General features: G+C 68.1%; 11 protein-coding genes. 5 read left to right on the top strand and 6 right to left on the bottom strand.

What is annotated here, in order from left to right:
- Nucleotides 1-269: 269 nt before the first annotated feature.
- Both OG782_RS36090 and OG782_RS36085 read left to right on the top strand, forming a co-directional pair.
- The gene (locus tag OG782_RS36090; RefSeq protein ID WP_406458408.1) at nucleotides 270-1238 is read left to right on the top strand and encodes a carbohydrate ABC transporter permease; all 969 of its coding nucleotides are present in this window, start codon (nucleotides 270-272) and stop codon (nucleotides 1236-1238) included.
- Nucleotides 1235-2140 carry a carbohydrate ABC transporter permease gene (locus tag OG782_RS36085; protein ID WP_406458406.1) on the top strand — a complete coding sequence of 302 codons (906 nt, stop codon included), beginning with the start codon at nucleotides 1235-1237 and terminating at the stop codon, nucleotides 2138-2140. The genes OG782_RS36090 and OG782_RS36085 overlap by 4 nt, the downstream gene beginning before the upstream one ends.
- Before the next feature lie 80 nt (nucleotides 2141-2220).
- Here the strand turns inward: OG782_RS36085 and OG782_RS36080 are convergent, their stop codons facing one another.
- Nucleotides 2221-2625: a hypothetical protein gene (locus OG782_RS36080; protein ID WP_406458404.1), complete on the bottom strand. Its 405-nt coding sequence runs from the start codon at nucleotides 2623-2625 to the stop codon at nucleotides 2221-2223.
- 186 nt (nucleotides 2626-2811) lie between these two features.
- Here OG782_RS36080 and OG782_RS36075 point away from each other — a divergent pair, with 186 nt between their 5' ends.
- Both OG782_RS36075 and OG782_RS36070 read left to right on the top strand, forming a co-directional pair.
- On the top strand, nucleotides 2812-3201 hold the full coding sequence (locus OG782_RS36075; protein WP_406458402.1) for a barstar family protein: 390 nt from the start codon (nucleotides 2812-2814) through the stop codon (nucleotides 3199-3201).
- 49 nt (nucleotides 3202-3250) lie between these two features.
- Complete coding sequence (locus OG782_RS36070) at nucleotides 3251-3745, top strand: AAA family ATPase (RefSeq protein WP_406458400.1); 495 nt, start codon at nucleotides 3251-3253, stop codon at nucleotides 3743-3745.
- 315 nt (nucleotides 3746-4060) lie between these two features.
- Here the strand turns inward: OG782_RS36070 and OG782_RS36065 are convergent, their stop codons facing one another.
- From OG782_RS36065 to OG782_RS36055, 3 genes are all read right to left on the bottom strand, one after another.
- Complete coding sequence (locus OG782_RS36065) at nucleotides 4061-4963, bottom strand: beta-1,3-glucanase family protein (protein WP_406458398.1); 903 nt, start codon at nucleotides 4961-4963, stop codon at nucleotides 4061-4063.
- A 143-nt stretch (nucleotides 4964-5106) separates the two neighbouring features.
- Nucleotides 5107-6516 (bottom strand): glycoside hydrolase family 16 protein, encoded by a 1410-nt coding sequence (locus OG782_RS36060; protein WP_406458396.1) that lies wholly within the window; start codon nucleotides 6514-6516, stop codon nucleotides 5107-5109.
- A 554-nt stretch (nucleotides 6517-7070) separates the two neighbouring features.
- Complete coding sequence (locus OG782_RS36055) at nucleotides 7071-7892, bottom strand: SDR family NAD(P)-dependent oxidoreductase (protein WP_406458394.1); 822 nt, start codon at nucleotides 7890-7892, stop codon at nucleotides 7071-7073.
- A 114-nt stretch (nucleotides 7893-8006) separates the two neighbouring features.
- On the opposite strand from OG782_RS36055, the gene OG782_RS36050 reads away from it, so the two are divergent.
- Nucleotides 8007-8606, top strand: a complete 600-nt coding sequence (locus OG782_RS36050; RefSeq protein ID WP_406458392.1) for a TetR/AcrR family transcriptional regulator — start codon at nucleotides 8007-8009, stop codon at nucleotides 8604-8606.
- Nucleotides 8607-8659: 53 nt separating this feature from the next.
- Here the strand turns inward: OG782_RS36050 and OG782_RS36045 are convergent, their stop codons facing one another.
- Both OG782_RS36045 and OG782_RS36040 read right to left on the bottom strand, forming a co-directional pair.
- On the bottom strand, nucleotides 8660-10726 hold the full coding sequence (locus OG782_RS36045) for a prolyl oligopeptidase family protein (RefSeq protein ID WP_406459453.1): 2067 nt from the start codon (nucleotides 10724-10726) through the stop codon (nucleotides 8660-8662).
- Between the two features lie 131 nt (nucleotides 10727-10857).
- Nucleotides 10858-14256 (bottom strand): CARDB domain-containing protein, encoded by a 3399-nt coding sequence (locus OG782_RS36040; RefSeq protein WP_406458390.1) that lies wholly within the window; start codon nucleotides 14254-14256, stop codon nucleotides 10858-10860.
- Nucleotides 14257-14474 lie beyond the last annotated feature (218 nt).

The following is a 14474-nucleotide window of genomic DNA, read 5'->3' as shown; positions in this document are numbered from 1 at the left end:
CCGTTTCCCACCCACGGCCCATTGCCGGACCCGGCACGCTACGCGCCCGTCCGGCAGTGGTCTCGGGAACCGGAATCCTCCGGGCCGGTCCGCAGCCCGAGCACCTGCGCCGCCGACCTGTCCGAAGGCCTGCGCCGCGATCCTGGCCGAAGGGCTGCACCACCGAACTGCCCGAAGGGCTGCACCGCCCTCCCCCGCTGCGGAGGGAGTCCGCCCACGCCCGGGGCCCCTCCCGCCCACTCCCGTAACGACTGACGAAGGGCCGAACCGTGACCCTCACAGCATCCGCGAAGCCGGCCACGCCCGAGCCGGCACCACTCCCGCCGCACCGGCCCCGGAATGTCCGGCAGACATGGCAGAAGCTCTCGCCGTACGCATACCTCGCCCCGTTCTTCACCCTGTTCGCGGCCTTCGGCCTCTTCCCGCTGATCTACACGGCCTTCGTGTCGCTCTACCGTGTCGAACTCCAGACGCCCGGCACCATGGAATGGCGTGGCCTGGGCAACTACACCGCCCTGTTCGGCGACGAGTTCTTCTGGACCTCACTGCGCAACACGTTCACCATCGGCGTGCTCTCCACAGTGCCGCAGCTGGTGATGGCCCTCGGGCTCGCGCACCTGCTCAACTACAAGCTCCGCGGCCGGACCTTCCTGCGCACGGCGATGCTCCTGCCGTACGCGACGTCCGTTGCCGCCGCCACCCTGGTCTTCGCCCAGCTCTTCGGGCGGGACTTCGGCCTGATCAACTACGTGTTCGGGCTCGTCGGCGTCAGCCCCGTCGACTGGCAGACCGGCACCGTCGCCTCGCAGATCGCTGTCTCCTCGATCGTCATCTGGCGCTGGACCGGCTACAACGCGCTGATCTACCTCGCCGGCATGCAGTCCATCCCGAACGAGCTGTACGAGGCCGCCGAGATGGACGGGGCACCGAAGTGGCGGCAGTTCTTCCATGTCACGCTGCCGGGCCTGCGGCCCACGATCGTCTTCACCGTCATCGTCTCCACCATCGGCGCGACCCAGCTCTTCGGTGAGCCGCTGCTCTTCGAGGGGTCGGTCTCCGGCGGCATCTCCCACCAGTACCAGACGCTCGGGCTCTACATGTACGAGCAGGGCTGGGGCTTCTTCCACCTGGGCCGGGCTGCGGCCATCGCCTGGGTCATGTTCCTGCTCATTGTGGTGATCGTCGGGGTCAACGCCCTGCTCGCACACCACCGTTCCCGCAAGGAGGCCGGCCGATGACCGCGCTCGCCGACCCGCCGGTCGCACTCCCCGCCCCGGAGAAGCGGCGCTCCCCCCGCAGCAGGCGCCCCTCACGCGCGGGACGGACCAACCATGGCGGAAAGCTCGCCTACGCGTTGCTGGCCGTGGCCGTACTGATCTCCGCCTTCCCGTTCTACTGGACGATCGTCGCAGCCAGCCGCTCCAACGCAGACCTCGCCCAGGTGCCGCCGTCCCTTCTGCCGGGGCCCAATCTGATGCGTAACTTCAAGGCGGTGTCGGAGGAGGCGGACATCGGCAAGGCGCTGATCAACTCCCTCATCGTCTCCGGCTCGATCACCCTCGGCACCGTGCTGTGCTGCACACTCGCCGGGTTCGCCTTCGCCAAACTGCGCTTCCGCGGCCGCGGCGCCCTGCTCGCGATCACGGTCGGCACGATGATGATCCCGCCACAGTTGGGTGTCATCCCGCTGTTCATGCTCATCGCGAAACTCCAGTGGGTGAACCAGCTCCAGGCGGTCATCCTGCCCGGCCTGGTTTCCGCGTTCGGTGTGTTCTTCATGCGCCAGTACCTGGTGCAGTCGCTGCCGGATGAGCTGATCGAAGCGGCCCGGGTGGACGGCGCGTCCACGGCCAGGATCTTCTGGTCCATCGTGGTGCCGATCGCCCGGCCGGGCATGGCCGTGCTCGGCCTGCTGACCTTCATGGCGGCATGGAACGACTTCTTCTGGCCCATCGTCGCCCTGACCTCGTCCGAGCCGACCGTGCAGGTGGCACTGCGCCAGCTCGGAGGTGGCTATGTTCATGACCAATCCGTGATCATGGCGGGTACCCTGCTGGGCACTCTGCCGGTGCTGCTGGTCTTCGGACTGCTGGGCCGTCAGATCGTCGGCGGCATCATGCAGGGAGCCGTCAAGGGCTGACACCAGACAAGCAGGCCGGGCCCGCGCCGCGGGTCCGGCCTGCTTGTCTGCCTGCGGCCCTGCCTCGATACGGACCCGGTTCACGCTTCGTCGCGGTGGGTGAGGTGGCCGTCCGTGAGCCGCCAGTAGTGCTGGTGCGGGGTCAGTTGCCAGGTCTCGTCGGCGGCGATCGCCTGTGTGACCCATTCGTGGAGTTGCGGGAGGGCCTGCGCTCGTAGAACAGCGCGGATCGAAGCACGTTCAGTTGCAGGGACCGGGTGGACGTCTATGCGGAAGCCGACCATGTCCGGGTGGATGCCACGGCCGTAGTTACGGGGGGCCGGCGCGACCCACGCAGCTCCCAGGACAATGGTCCCGCTGTCATGCCCGGTGAGAAACCCCAGGTCAGTGACTCGGGTCGCGTGAAGGCCGAGGCACTCATTGATGTCAGTGGTGGTCAGGGGCCAGGCCCGGTGCCGGGGCAGTCTTCGATTCCGTGCGGACATGGAAGCAGAGTGACAGAAAGCCGCCTTCCCGCACGACGCCCGTGGCTTGTCTCCGGGTTCCGTGCCGCCGACCGGGCTGGAGGTGCGGGGACTGACGGTGACCGGGCCCCAGACCGGTCCGATCGTCCGGCAACGGGAGGGCGGCAGGGGATGAGCAAGCCGCTGGGGCAGACATATCCTGGGGTCATGGCGACGGTATACGTACTCGACGGAACACGGATTCGAACATTGGACGACTTCTGGCGGGTCGTCATGGACGCCTTCGACGGTCCCGGGCGCCAGTACTTCGGCGGGAATTTCGCCGCCTTTGCCGACTGCCTCAGCGGCGGACCCGGACACCCGGACGTCGATGAGTACATCGTCGAATGGCGCGACCACGATGTGTCGCGTGTTCATCTCGGATACCCGGAGACGGTCCGCCGGCTGGAGCGAGACCGGACTCGGTGTCATCCATCGATCCGAACCGCCGTTGCGGCGTATCTGGCCGAGGCCCGAGGCCGGCGCGGACCGTCCGTCTTCGACCAGCTGGTCGAGGTCTTCGAGCGGTGCGCTCCCGGTGTTCTGCGGCTGCAATAGCCCGGTTGCTCAGACCTCTGGCGCAGGGACGACCGCTAGAGTCAGGCGGATGAGTGATCTTCAGCCCGTGGTATGGCTGCTCACCGGCATGCCCGGCTCGGGAAAGACCACCTTCGCGAAGGCGTTGGCACGAGACGGTGTCGTCCGTCTGTCAGTAGACGACCAGATGACCGCCCGGCATGGACGGATCGGCAAGGACCACGCCGAGCACGAACACCTCGCACTTCAGGCTCCCGTGATCGAGGACGTGCGGCGACAGCTCGTCGCACGCCTGCGGGAAGGATGTTCCGTAGTGCTGGATCACGGACTGGGCACCCGCGCGGTCAGGGACGACTACAAGCAACTGGTCGCGCAGCACGGCGCCAGGTGGCGGCTCGTCCACTTCCAGGCCGATCACGATGAGTTGTTGCGGAGACTGGCCAAGCGAAACAATGAACAGGACCATGGCGTGATTTCGCCGGAGACGCTGGCCTGGATCGCCGAGCACTCCGAAGTCCCTGCGGGTGAGGGTGAAGAGCCCCCGGTGCTTCCGGGCCCGGCCTGACAATCCCGGGCTGGGACGGCTCTCGGTCCCGCGGGCCCCGGCGGTGCCTATCTGCCTCGCTCGGCCTCGCTCGGCATCAGCGCCTCAGTCCCTCAGTCCCGCAGTCCCGCAGTCCCTCAACAACTTCAACAACTCAACGCAACGTCCCGCGACCTCTCGCGGGACGTGAGCGTGCCCGACCCCGTTCGGGGGCGGGCACGGGGATTCACCAGCCGATGCCGAGGGTGAGGGCGGTCGGCGGGTTGGCGTTGCCGAGGATCTGTACGGATGACTGATCGTTGATGTCGTCGTAGGGGAAGCCGTAGGCACGCTTGTTCAGACCCACGCTGTGGAAGAAGCCGGCGTAGCGATGCGGTAGGCGCTCTGCAACGGCTTGAAGACAGTGCCCACTGAGGCCGCGTACTGGGACATGACCTGCGCGCGGGTCATGGTGATGCCCTGGGTGTTGTCGTAGCCGGTGGCCGCCTGCGTAAGGCGTGCGGTCATGGGGAAGCCGAACTGGTCGACCTGCGTGGTGTTTCCGCCGAATGCCACGTGCCCGTGGACATAGGTGTACTCGTACCAGTCGTAGTAGACGTCGGTGTTGGGATCGTTGGGGTTGCGCAGGTCGGGGCCACCCCAGCCCTGGTCGTCGGGTGAGACGGGGATGTACATCGGGGATCCGAGCGATACGTAGATCCGTCCACCGCGGATGGGTGTGGGTGAAGGGACGGAGCCGCCCGACTGGGTCAGCGTGAACGACATGTCGGGGTAGTTCACGCCGTTCTTGACGAGATGCCCTGGTCCGGTCGCGTCCAGGTGGCTGATGTGGGCCATCGTCCCGTCGGCCCTCATGTACGACCACTGACCAGGTGTCACCTGTCCCAGGACTGTGATGTAGATCTGTGAACCCGGGTAGGCGCCCCGGGTGTTGTTCTGGAAGGTGATGGGGAATGTGCCCGCACCGCTTCCTCCCCCGCCCCCGCCATCTCCGCTGCCCACTGTGTAGGTGAGGTGCGGGGTGTCGAGGAGCGGGCCGTTCCTCTCGTACGTGAACCAGTACTCGAGGGTGAAGCCGCTCGGCAGTCCGCTGACGCTCTGCTGCCAGGTACCCGCGTTGTTCGTCATGCGGAAGCTCTGCTGTCCGGCACCGGGTGAGAGGTAGTGCACGTCGACCAGGGAGGCGGGTGCGGTCGGCCTGAACCAGATGCCGACTGTGCCGGAGCCGGACTGCGTCACGCCCTGGGGTGTATTCGGCGGCTGCCTGTGCGGGCGCGACGGTGGTGAGGGTGAGACCTGCCAGTGTCAGGAGGATGGTCAGGACGGCGGCCAGGGGCCGACTGCGTATTGGCTTTCCGGTCATGGGCAACACCTCCTGCCGGTCAGTGGCCGAACTTGAACGAGTTGATGTTCACGAAGTCGGCAGGCTGGCCGCTGGTGAAGGTGAGGTAGACATCGTGCTTGCCGGTGACGGCACCGATGTTGGCCGGCAGGTCCTTCCAGGTCTGCCAGCCGCCGGTGCCGGCGAGGGCGAAGCTGCCCGCCGGGGCGTTGGTGCGGCTGTCGACCCGTACTTCGACCAGGCCGCTGACACCGCCGGGTGCTCCACTGGCCACACGGGCGGTGAACTGTTTCGCCGGCGAGGAACCGAAGTCGACGCCCTTGTACACAGCCCAGTCACCGTTGGCCGCTGTGGTGAGGTCCTGGCCTCCGCCGGTGTCCGTCGTCGTCTCGGTGGTCAGTCCTGACTGCTGGTCTGCGGACTCCGCCTGAATGGTGCTGTACGCGTCCCGGTTGCCGGACGGCGGCGGTGTGGTGGGCGGGTCGGTCGGGGTGCCTCCTCCGCCGCCGCCGGACTGCAGCACCTGGACGTAGTCGACGACGAGCGGGTGGCCCGGCTCGGTCGCGCCGTCAGGGCCGCCGCCCAGGGCCGCGGGGAACTCGCCGCCCATGGCGACGTTGAGGATGATGAAGTAGCCGTGGTTGGTGGCGTTGGTCCAGGTGGTCGCGTCGACCTGGTTCTGGCGGACCGTGTGGTAGTTGACGCCGTCGACGTAGAAGCGCATCTCCTGTACGGCGGTCGACTTGTCCCACTCGACCGCGTAGGTGTGGAAGCCGGCCTGGCAGGTGGCTCCGGGGCACACCTTCTGGCCGCCAATGCCCGACTTCTCGTTGCACGGCCCGCCCGGGCTGGTGCCGCAGTGCATGGTGGCCCACACGTTGTTGATGCCCTGGACGTTCTCCATGATGTCCAGTTCACCGATGCCCGGCCAGTTCCACCAGTTGCCGCGGTACGGCGCCCCGAGCATCCAGAAGGCGGGCCAGTAGCCCTTGGCGGCTGCGCCCGTCACGTTCGGCATCTGCAGCCTGGCCTCGACGTGCAGTTTGCCGCCCGCGGCCGGCTCGAAATCGGACCGGACGGACTCGATGCGGCCGGAGGTCCAGTTACCGGCGCCGTCCCGCTGAGGTGTGATCCGGAGGTTGCCGGAGCCGTCGAGCGACACGTTGTCGGCGCTGGAGGTCATCGTCTCGACCTCACCGGTTCCGAATCCGCCGGGTCCACCCGGGTAACTGGTGCCCGTCGTGTACTGCCAGTTGGCCGTATTGATCCCTGATCCGGCCGGTCCGTTGAAGTCGTCGGCGAAGACTTGTGTCCAACCCGAAGGTGGCGGGGGCACGGAGGCATTCGCCGGCAGGGTGACGCTGACGGCAGCAGCGGCGAGGCTCAGGACACCGAGAGCGGCTATCAAAGCGCGTCGTACAGACGTGTTGACGTGCGGGTTTCGATTCACGAGCAGGTTCCTCCTACGTCGGGGAGTGCGCGATCACCACTTCTTGAGAGCGCTCTCAAGATGTTGCGGCCACTGTGCTCTCGACCCAATGAAGCGTCAAGAGTTAGCGCAGTGGATCCCTGAACCCATCCCGTATGGTTCAAGCGCTGACGTGACGGCGCGGCCAGAGATCGCACCCTTCAGCCACGCCGACTACCCCAGCGACCCCGGCAGGTTCGGCCGCGGCCGCTTCCGCTCTCGGGAGAGACGCCTCTCAACTCACCGAGAACCAGGGCGAATGACCCCCTCCGCGTCTCAGAGACGTCCGGCTGGGCCGACCCCCCGGGCCACCCCCTCGCTAAGGACATCGACCGTGACCGCGACGCCCCGTCATTTCCGGTTGTGAACACACCACTCGCAGTGTGCGAGGACAGGTGTTGGCCGGGACCTGGGAGGTGGCGGCTTATGGCGACAGCCACACAGCGCCAGGGGCAGGGGCAGGCTCGGGACCTCGGCCAGCCCGACCCCGGCCCCGTCCCCGCCCGGCCCTGCGCAAGGATCGCGTGCCGTTCCGGTCAGCCCGGGGCCCTTCGGCTGAGGGATTCCCAGGCCTGGTAGAGGTCGGCTCTGGCCCGGACCAGGTCCTGGACCTGGTCGTAGGACCGGCCGCCGACGATGAGCCGCCGGGGCGGTTCCGGCAGTGCGGCCAGTTCCATGACGACCGGGGCGGCTGTGCTCGGGGCCGGTCCTGTCTCCTCGCCCCACATCTCGGCCAGTTCGGCGCGCAGGGTGTCGTAGTGCGTGAGAGCCTCGGTCGCCGTGGTGCCCTGGGTGAACAGGCCGGTGTCATAGCCGCCCATCTCCACGATGGTCACCTTGATCCCGAACTGCGCGACCTCCATCGCGAGCGCCTCGCTGAATGAATCGAGCGCCACTTTGCCCGCACCGTAGAAGCCTACGGACGCCATGCCGCCGGCGGCGCCCATCGATGTGATCTGCAGGATGCGGCCGGAGCCCTGGGCGCGCAGGTGGGGCAGGACGGCTTGTGCAACCCAGACCGCGCCGAAGAAGTTGACGTCCAGATGCGCCCGGATCTGCCCCTCCGTGGCTTCCTCCACCATCCCGTAGAGCAGCCCGCCCGCGTTGTTGACCACGACGTCGAGCCGGCCGAAGGCGGCCGCGGCCCGGTCCACGCCGTCGAACACGGCCCTGCGGTCGGAGACGTCCAGCGGGAGCCCGACGAGCGTGTCCGGGTACTCGACGGCCAGGGCCGCCAGCGGCTCGGTGTTGCGGGCCGCCGCCACGACGCGGTCCCCCGCCGCCAGGGCCGCCTCGGCGAACGCCTTGCCCAGGCCCCGTGAAGCGCCAGTGATGAACCAGACTTTTGCGGTTGCCATGGAATCCCACCTCCCGTAACGAGACGGTCCGTCTCGGTTCGGCACAGCCTGCACCGCGGAAGTGACTCTGTCAATACGAAACGGTCCGTCTCGTTGGAGTGCTAGCCTGAGCCCATGTCCCAGGTCACGAAGCCGGGCCGCTCCCGGCGCAGCGAACGTTCACGGCAGGCGATCCTCGAGGCGACCCGCGCGCTGGTTTCAGAGGTCGGGTACGGAAAGGTGGCCATCGAGACCATCGCCGCACGCGCCGGCGTCGGCAAGCAGACGATCTACCGCTGGTGGCCGTCCAAGGGCGCGGTGATCTTCGACGCTTTTCTGGCGCTCAGCGAGGGCGCCGAGGGGCAGGACGCGGCACTGCCGGACACCGGCGACATCGAGAACGACCTCAGGACGGTCATGCGCGCAACCGTCGCCGAGTTCGCCGACCCGGAGTTCGAGAAACCGATCCGGGCGCTCAACAACGAGATCATCAACGATCCCGACCTGGCCGCGCTGTACCACGAGAAGCTGGCCGGGCCCCTGGACGAGGCCAAGAAGGAGCGGCTGCGCAGCGCGCAACGTGCCGGCCAACTGGCCGCGGACGCCGACCTCGGCCTGGTCCTGGAGGTGCTCTACGCGCCGCTGTTCCAGCGCTGGCTGCACCGCTCGGGCCCGCTGACCGCCGAGTACGCCGACGCGCTCGTCGACGTCACGCTCAGGGCCTTTCGGCCCTGAGGACCCGGCTGACCGGACCGGCGCGGCCGGACCGGTCAGCCCGGCGACCCCGGTCAGCCCGCGGCCGACGGTGCGAGGTGCCGCCACAGGAAGGTGTGCACCAGGGCGTTGTTGTAGGCCGACTGTTCGTTGTCGCTTGCGCCCGCGTGGCCGCCGCCGGTGTTCTCGTGGAGCAGCACACTGTGGCCGAGCTCGCGCAGCCGTGCGGCCGCTTTGCGGGCGTGGCCGGGGTGAACGCGGTCGTCGCGGGTAGAGGTGGTCAGAAGCACCGGTGGGTACACCTCGTCCGCCGTGAGCCGGTGGTACGGGGAGAGATCGCGGAGGTGCGGGCGATCGGCCCCGTCGTCCGGGTTGCCGTACTCGGCGATCCAGGACGCACCGGCCAGAAGCTTGTGGAAGCGCAGCATGTCCAGCAGAGGTACCTGAGCCACGACCGCGCCGAACAGCTGCGGATAGCGGGTGACCATCGCTCCCATGAGGAGGCCCCCGTTGCTGCCGCCTGCGGCACCCAGCATGGCCGGGGTGGTGATGCCCCGCTCGACGAGGTCCGCGGCGACGGCCGCGAAGTCCTCGAACGCGCGCGACCGGTCCGCACCCAGCGCGGCCCGGTGCCATTTCGGTCCGTACTCGCCGCCTCCCCGGATGTTCGCGATCACGTGCGTGCCGCCGCGCTCCAGCCACGCCCGGCCCGTCACCGCGCTGTAGAAGGGGGTGAGCGAGACCTCGAAGCCGCCGTAGCCGTAGAGCAGGGCGGGGCCGGGGCCCGTGCCGCGGCGGTCCGGGCCGATCACGAAGTACGGCACCCGCGTGCCGTCCCGGGAGGTCGCGAAGTACTGCTGCGCCGCGAGACCGGCCGTATCGAAACGGGCCGGAGCCTGCTTGATGATCTCCGAACCGGAGCCGATCCGGCCGCGGTAGAGGGTGGACGGCTGCAGGAACCCCGACACATCCAGGAAGTACTCGTCGGAGATGTCCGGGTCGGTGCCGACCACGGTGACGGCGGACAGTGCCGGTACATCCGCGAGCGACGAGCGCGCCCACCCGCCGCCGGGGGCGGGGGTGAGTACCTCGATGTGGGTACTGACGTCGCGCATCGTCTCCAGGATCAGGTGGTGGCGGGTCCATGAGTGCCCCGCCATGGCGGTCCGGTCATCGGGGCTGAACAGCACCTCGGCGGTGCGGTCGCCCGCCAGGAAGGCATCGAAGCCGAACGCCAGCAGCGACCCCGCGCGCTGTCCCAGCCAGTCGGACTTCAGCGTGACCATCAGATGCTCGCGGTGGGCATAGGCACTGGCGTCGTCGGGAACGTCGATCCTGACCAGCGAGGTGCCGGGGTTCACGAGGTACAGCTCGCTGCGGTGGAAGTCCAGTGACCGGGTGACGAAGTCCCGTTCGAAGCCGGGCGCGGTGTCGTGCCACCCTCCGACCGACACATCGCCCGCCTCCCCCTCGAAGACCAGGCCGGCCTCCTCCAGCGGTGTGCCGCGTCGCCACCTGCGAACCGTCCGCGGGTAGCCGGAGTCGGTCAGCGAGCCCGGCCCGAAGTCCGTACCGATGAGGACGGTGTCGGCGTCTATCCACCCTGTCTGCGTCTTCGCCTCCGGCACCTGGAACCCGCCCTCGACGAAGGTGCGGGTGGCAAGGTCGAACTCACGCACCACGGCGGCATCACCACCGTCGCGCGACAGAGCCACCAGCGCCCGGTCGTAGTCGGGGTGGCGCACCTGCGCGCCTGCCCACACCCACTTCTCGCCCTCCGTCGCGGCGAGCGCGTCGACGTCGAGGAGGACCTCCCATTCGGGTGCGTCCTTGCGGTACTGATCCAGCGTCGTGCGCCGCCACACACCGCGCACGTGCCCGGCATCCCGCCAGTAGTTGTAGAGATACTCTCCGCGACGGGTGGTGTAAGGGATCCGGTCGGAGGCGTCCAGCGCCTCCCTCAGGTGGGCCTTCAGGGCAGCGAAGTCCCCACCGGCTGCCAGCTCGGCCTCCGTCTCGGAGTTCCGCGAGGCCACCCATTCGAGCGCCGCCTCGCCGTCAACGTCTTCCAGCCACATGTACGGGTCGTCATCGATCACACCCTGAATTGTGCAGGCCCGGAGCGCGCGGCGGATCCACATCGGCCGGCAGCCGGCGGGGGCGTCACCGGTCCGGGCCTCCACGCCATGGCCCCGCCCGCCGCGCCCCCGGCCGGCACGCCCGGATGGCGTGCCGGCCCGGGGCCGGGTCGTGTCCGGTGCGGGACCCGGGTCTACTTGCGGGCGGACGCCTTTCCGGCGCTGCCGTTGATGACGAACTGTGATCCGGGTTCGACCACCACATCACCCTGGGCCGAGCCGGTGATGGTCACATCGGTCAGGGTCGCGCTTCCCCGTGCACCTCCATGGGCAAGGATTCCGGACCCGTTGACCGAGTTCTCGATGTGTACGTTCGAGATCTGCGCTCCGGGCACGGTTCCGCCGCCCGACTTGAACTGGATCCCGTCGTAGGTCGAGTCATGGATGTCGGTGTCGCGGATCGTCACACCGGGAATGTCCTGACCGGCCGCGAAGAGCGTGATCGCACCGAACTCCTGGGCCTCGCCCCAGAATGCACCTCCCGTGCGGTGGAGCGCGTTGTTGGCGATCAGGGTCTGCCCGGAGAAGGGCAGCGGGTCGTGGTCGGTCGCCAGCATGATGCCCGGGTAGTTCATCGTGTCCGAGATGATGTTGTTCTCGATCGCGTTTCCGTAGCCGCCGTAGACCGCGATGCCGTTGGCCCTCCAGGGCAACTGGATCGTGTTGTTGCGGAAGTGGTTGTCGTGGCCGATGTCCACCGACTGGTTCTTTACGTACTTGCTCGACCAGACGGCCAGTGAGTCGTCGCCGGTCGTCCTGAAGGAGGAGTTGAACACCGTCGAATTGCGCGTTCCGTTCGCGAAGTTGATGCCGTCCGCGTACGTGTCGCGAATGCGCATGCCGGTGAACTCGACACCGTCACCGGGTCCCCAGAGGTCCGGGATGTTGTCGTAGTCGCGGCCGACCCAGACACCCACGTTCGCGTGCTCCAGCCACACATTGGTGATCCTGGTGTCCTTGCCGAAGCGACCGTTCAGACCCACTCCGCCCTCGGCGTTGCCGTCCCCGCCGCGAATGGTTCCCGAGCCGAAGATGGCCAGGTCCGAGATCTTGGTGTTGTCGTCGATGTCGAAGCCGAAGTTCCCCTCGTGGGGATGGTTGATACCGCCCGCGTCCTGGGGCGCTGTCAGGGTGTACAGCTGGGAGTGCCACATGCCGGCACCACGGATCGTGACGTCGCTGATGCCGACCTGGTTGTACTGGCCCCGGTTCAGCGGGTCGTCGGTCAGGATCTTCTGCTCCTGCCGCCACTGCCCCGGCGGAATCCACACACAGCCGATGTCGCCGTTCTGGTCGGCGGTCACCGCCCGCTGGATGGCGTCGGTGTCGTCGATCCCGTCGTTCGGGACGGCTCCGTAGTCGGTGATCGAGGTGCAGCCGGCCGGCTGGGCGGCCGGCGGCGCCACCTGCTCCAGATCGACGAGGTCGATGATGTAGAAGGACGCCGAGTCACCGGCGTCGCGCTGGAGACGGAACTTCGTGCCCGCCGGATAGGTCTGGCCGAGCAGTGCGCTGGACTCGTCGAACAGCCTGCGGGCATCTCCCCCCGGCCTGTTCGTCAGCCCCTCCGGGCTGTCCGTGTCACCGTAGAGCCAGCTGTGCTTGGAGGAGAGCGTCAGTTTCCGCTCGAAGGTGTTGTTGACGTAGAGGCTGATCGTGGCCTGCGCCCCACCGCCACCGGTGGCGTCGGGGATGGAGTTGCGGACCACGATCGAGTTCGACGGTACGGTCGAGGTGACCTCGACGAACTGGCCGGTGGAGTTCAGCTGCACGGACTTGCGGCCCGAGGACTCGGTGGCGAAATTGGTGTGACCGAAGGTTCGCTTCTGGTCGGACGTCAGCAACGTGCCCTGATAGTCGCCCTGTTCCGCCTCGTACTCGGTGTACGGGACCGCGGCCCCGCGTCCGATCACGATGGCGCGCGAGAAGACGTTGTTGTTCTCGTTGGTCTCCGTGACGACGCCGGTCGCGTCCGCCGTGGCGGTCAGGTTCGCCCCTCCGCTCCTGGCGGTCCAGCTCCCTGCGATGGGCACGGTGACTGTGCCTCCGGCGGGAATGGCCCCGGTCGCTCCGTTCAGCGTGGTGCTCTCCGCCAGAAGACGGGTGACCGTTGATGAACTCACGCCTGTGGTACCGCGGTTGTGCACGGACACGGTGAAGGTGACAGCGGCGCCCACCGCGGGGTTCGTCGGGCTGGACGTGATGCCGAGCACCTCCAGGTCGGGGCCGGGGCTCTGGGAGACCTCCAGCTTCGTGACCGCGGTGCGGCTGTTGTTGCTGTTGTCCTGCTCGACGATCGTGTCGGCCGGGTCGACCGCCGCGGAGACGCTGTACGAACCCGTCGGCCGCTTGCCGACGGCGACCGGCACGATGACCGAGGCTCCGGCCGCGAGGCCGCCGACCGGTGCACTGCCGGCGACCGCTCCCTCGATGCTGACGTCGACCGTCGTCGCGGCGGCTGCCGCCGTTCCGGCGTTGCGCACGGTGACGTTCGTGGTGACGTCGTCCGTCTCGGTCGGCGTGGCGGGCGACCAGGTCAGCCCGGAGACGGTCAGGTCCGGGTTGGGGGCTGCGGTGCCGACGACCTGGATCTCGGCGACCTGAGCCCCGGGTGCACCGGTGTTGGAGAAGATCTTGAGCTGAACGTCCGCGGATCGTCCACTGATGGGGATCGTCACGGTGTTCTCGTTGCCGGAGGGGTCGAAGATGTAGTCGGCCCGGTCCTTCAGCGTGGTGAAGCCCGTGGCGGACTGGGCGCGGCCGAGCACCTGGACACTCTGGGTGCGGGTGGCCCAGGCCTGATCAGGGGAGAGCTTGACGACGACGGCCTCGATGTCGGCGTCGGCGCCGAGCTTCACCGTCAGCGTCGAGGGGTATCCGTTCGACTCCCAGTAAGTGCCGAGCTTGTCGTCGTTGGCGTTGGACGCCACGTAGTTCTGTGCGGACGACGACGCCTCGATCGGCTTGTTCAGGGCCAGGTTGGAGCCGATCGCGGGCGACGGTCCGGGATCACTCCCCGCGTCCGCGCCGTACACCTCCACCTGGGAGAGCTGTGCGGCACTCCATCCGCTGTTGGCGGTCACCTGTACACGGATGTACCGGACCTGCTTCGCGGTGAAGCCGATGGTGACGGTGTTGCCCGCCGACGGGCTGAACGCCCGGGCGGCCGAGGCGGACAGGGCGCTGAAGCCGTCCCCGTCCGTGCTGCCCTGGACGGCGAGAGTCTGGGTGCGCGCCTCCCACGTGGACGGCAGCTTCAGCACCACCTGATCGACGTCGAACCGGCTGCCGAGGTCGATCCGGACCCACTGCGGAAGTGTGCCGGGGCTCTCCCAGTACGTCTGCTGGCTGCCGTCGGTGACGTTCGAAGCCGGGTAGGCGCCGTGCGACCCGCTGGCCGTCACCTGCTTGCCCAGGGCGAGGTCAGGGCTCTGCGCGGCCGCCGAGGCGGTGACCGGCAGAAGCCCGACGGTCATCAGGGCGGCTGTCACCGCACTGGCGACGAACCGCCATCCGTATTGCTTCCATCTCATGTTGTCCTCTGTTCCGTGGGGCCGCGGGACCGGGAGGGCGCACAGGGCGGCGCCGGCCGCACGACGCGTACCGCGTCTCACGGCCGGCGAGGACCGGATGCGGACCGCCGGTTCACCGATGGGGGGCGTTCGGGGACGCCGGCAGGAGAGGGAGCAGGCAACCTGCCGGAAACTGGCGCTGTTTGACTCAATTTTTGAGTGATCTGGTCAATAATTTG

The organism is Streptomyces sp. NBC_00876, assembly GCF_045207435.1.
In the GTDB taxonomy this organism is placed as follows: Bacteria; Actinomycetota; Actinomycetes; order Streptomycetales; family Streptomycetaceae; genus Streptomyces.
This window is presented reverse-complemented; position numbering and strand designations above follow the sequence as displayed.

What these genes read in the sequence shown, in the direction of transcription:
- OG782_RS36050 (WP_406458392.1), top strand. Translation starts at nt 8,007, where the DNA reads ATGTCCCAGGTCACGAAGCCGGGCCGCTCCCGGCGCAGCGAACGTTCA.
- OG782_RS36085 (WP_406458406.1), top strand. Translation starts at nt 1,235, where the DNA reads ATGACCGCGCTCGCCGACCCGCCGGTCGCACTCCCCGCCCCGGAGAAG.
- OG782_RS36080 (WP_406458404.1), bottom strand. Translation starts at nt 2,625, where the DNA reads ATGTCCGCACGGAATCGAAGACTGCCCCGGCACCGGGCCTGGCCCCTG.
- OG782_RS36045 (WP_406459453.1), bottom strand. Translation starts at nt 10,726, where the DNA reads ATGTGGATCCGCCGCGCGCTCCGGGCCTGCACAATTCAGGGTGTGATC.
- OG782_RS36075 (WP_406458402.1), top strand. Translation starts at nt 2,812, where the DNA reads ATGGCGACGGTATACGTACTCGACGGAACACGGATTCGAACATTGGAC.
- OG782_RS36070 (WP_406458400.1), top strand. Translation starts at nt 3,251, where the DNA reads ATGAGTGATCTTCAGCCCGTGGTATGGCTGCTCACCGGCATGCCCGGC.
- OG782_RS36040 (WP_406458390.1), bottom strand. Translation starts at nt 14,256, where the DNA reads ATGAGATGGAAGCAATACGGATGGCGGTTCGTCGCCAGTGCGGTGACA.
- OG782_RS36055 (WP_406458394.1), bottom strand. Translation starts at nt 7,892, where the DNA reads ATGGCAACCGCAAAAGTCTGGTTCATCACTGGCGCTTCACGGGGCCTG.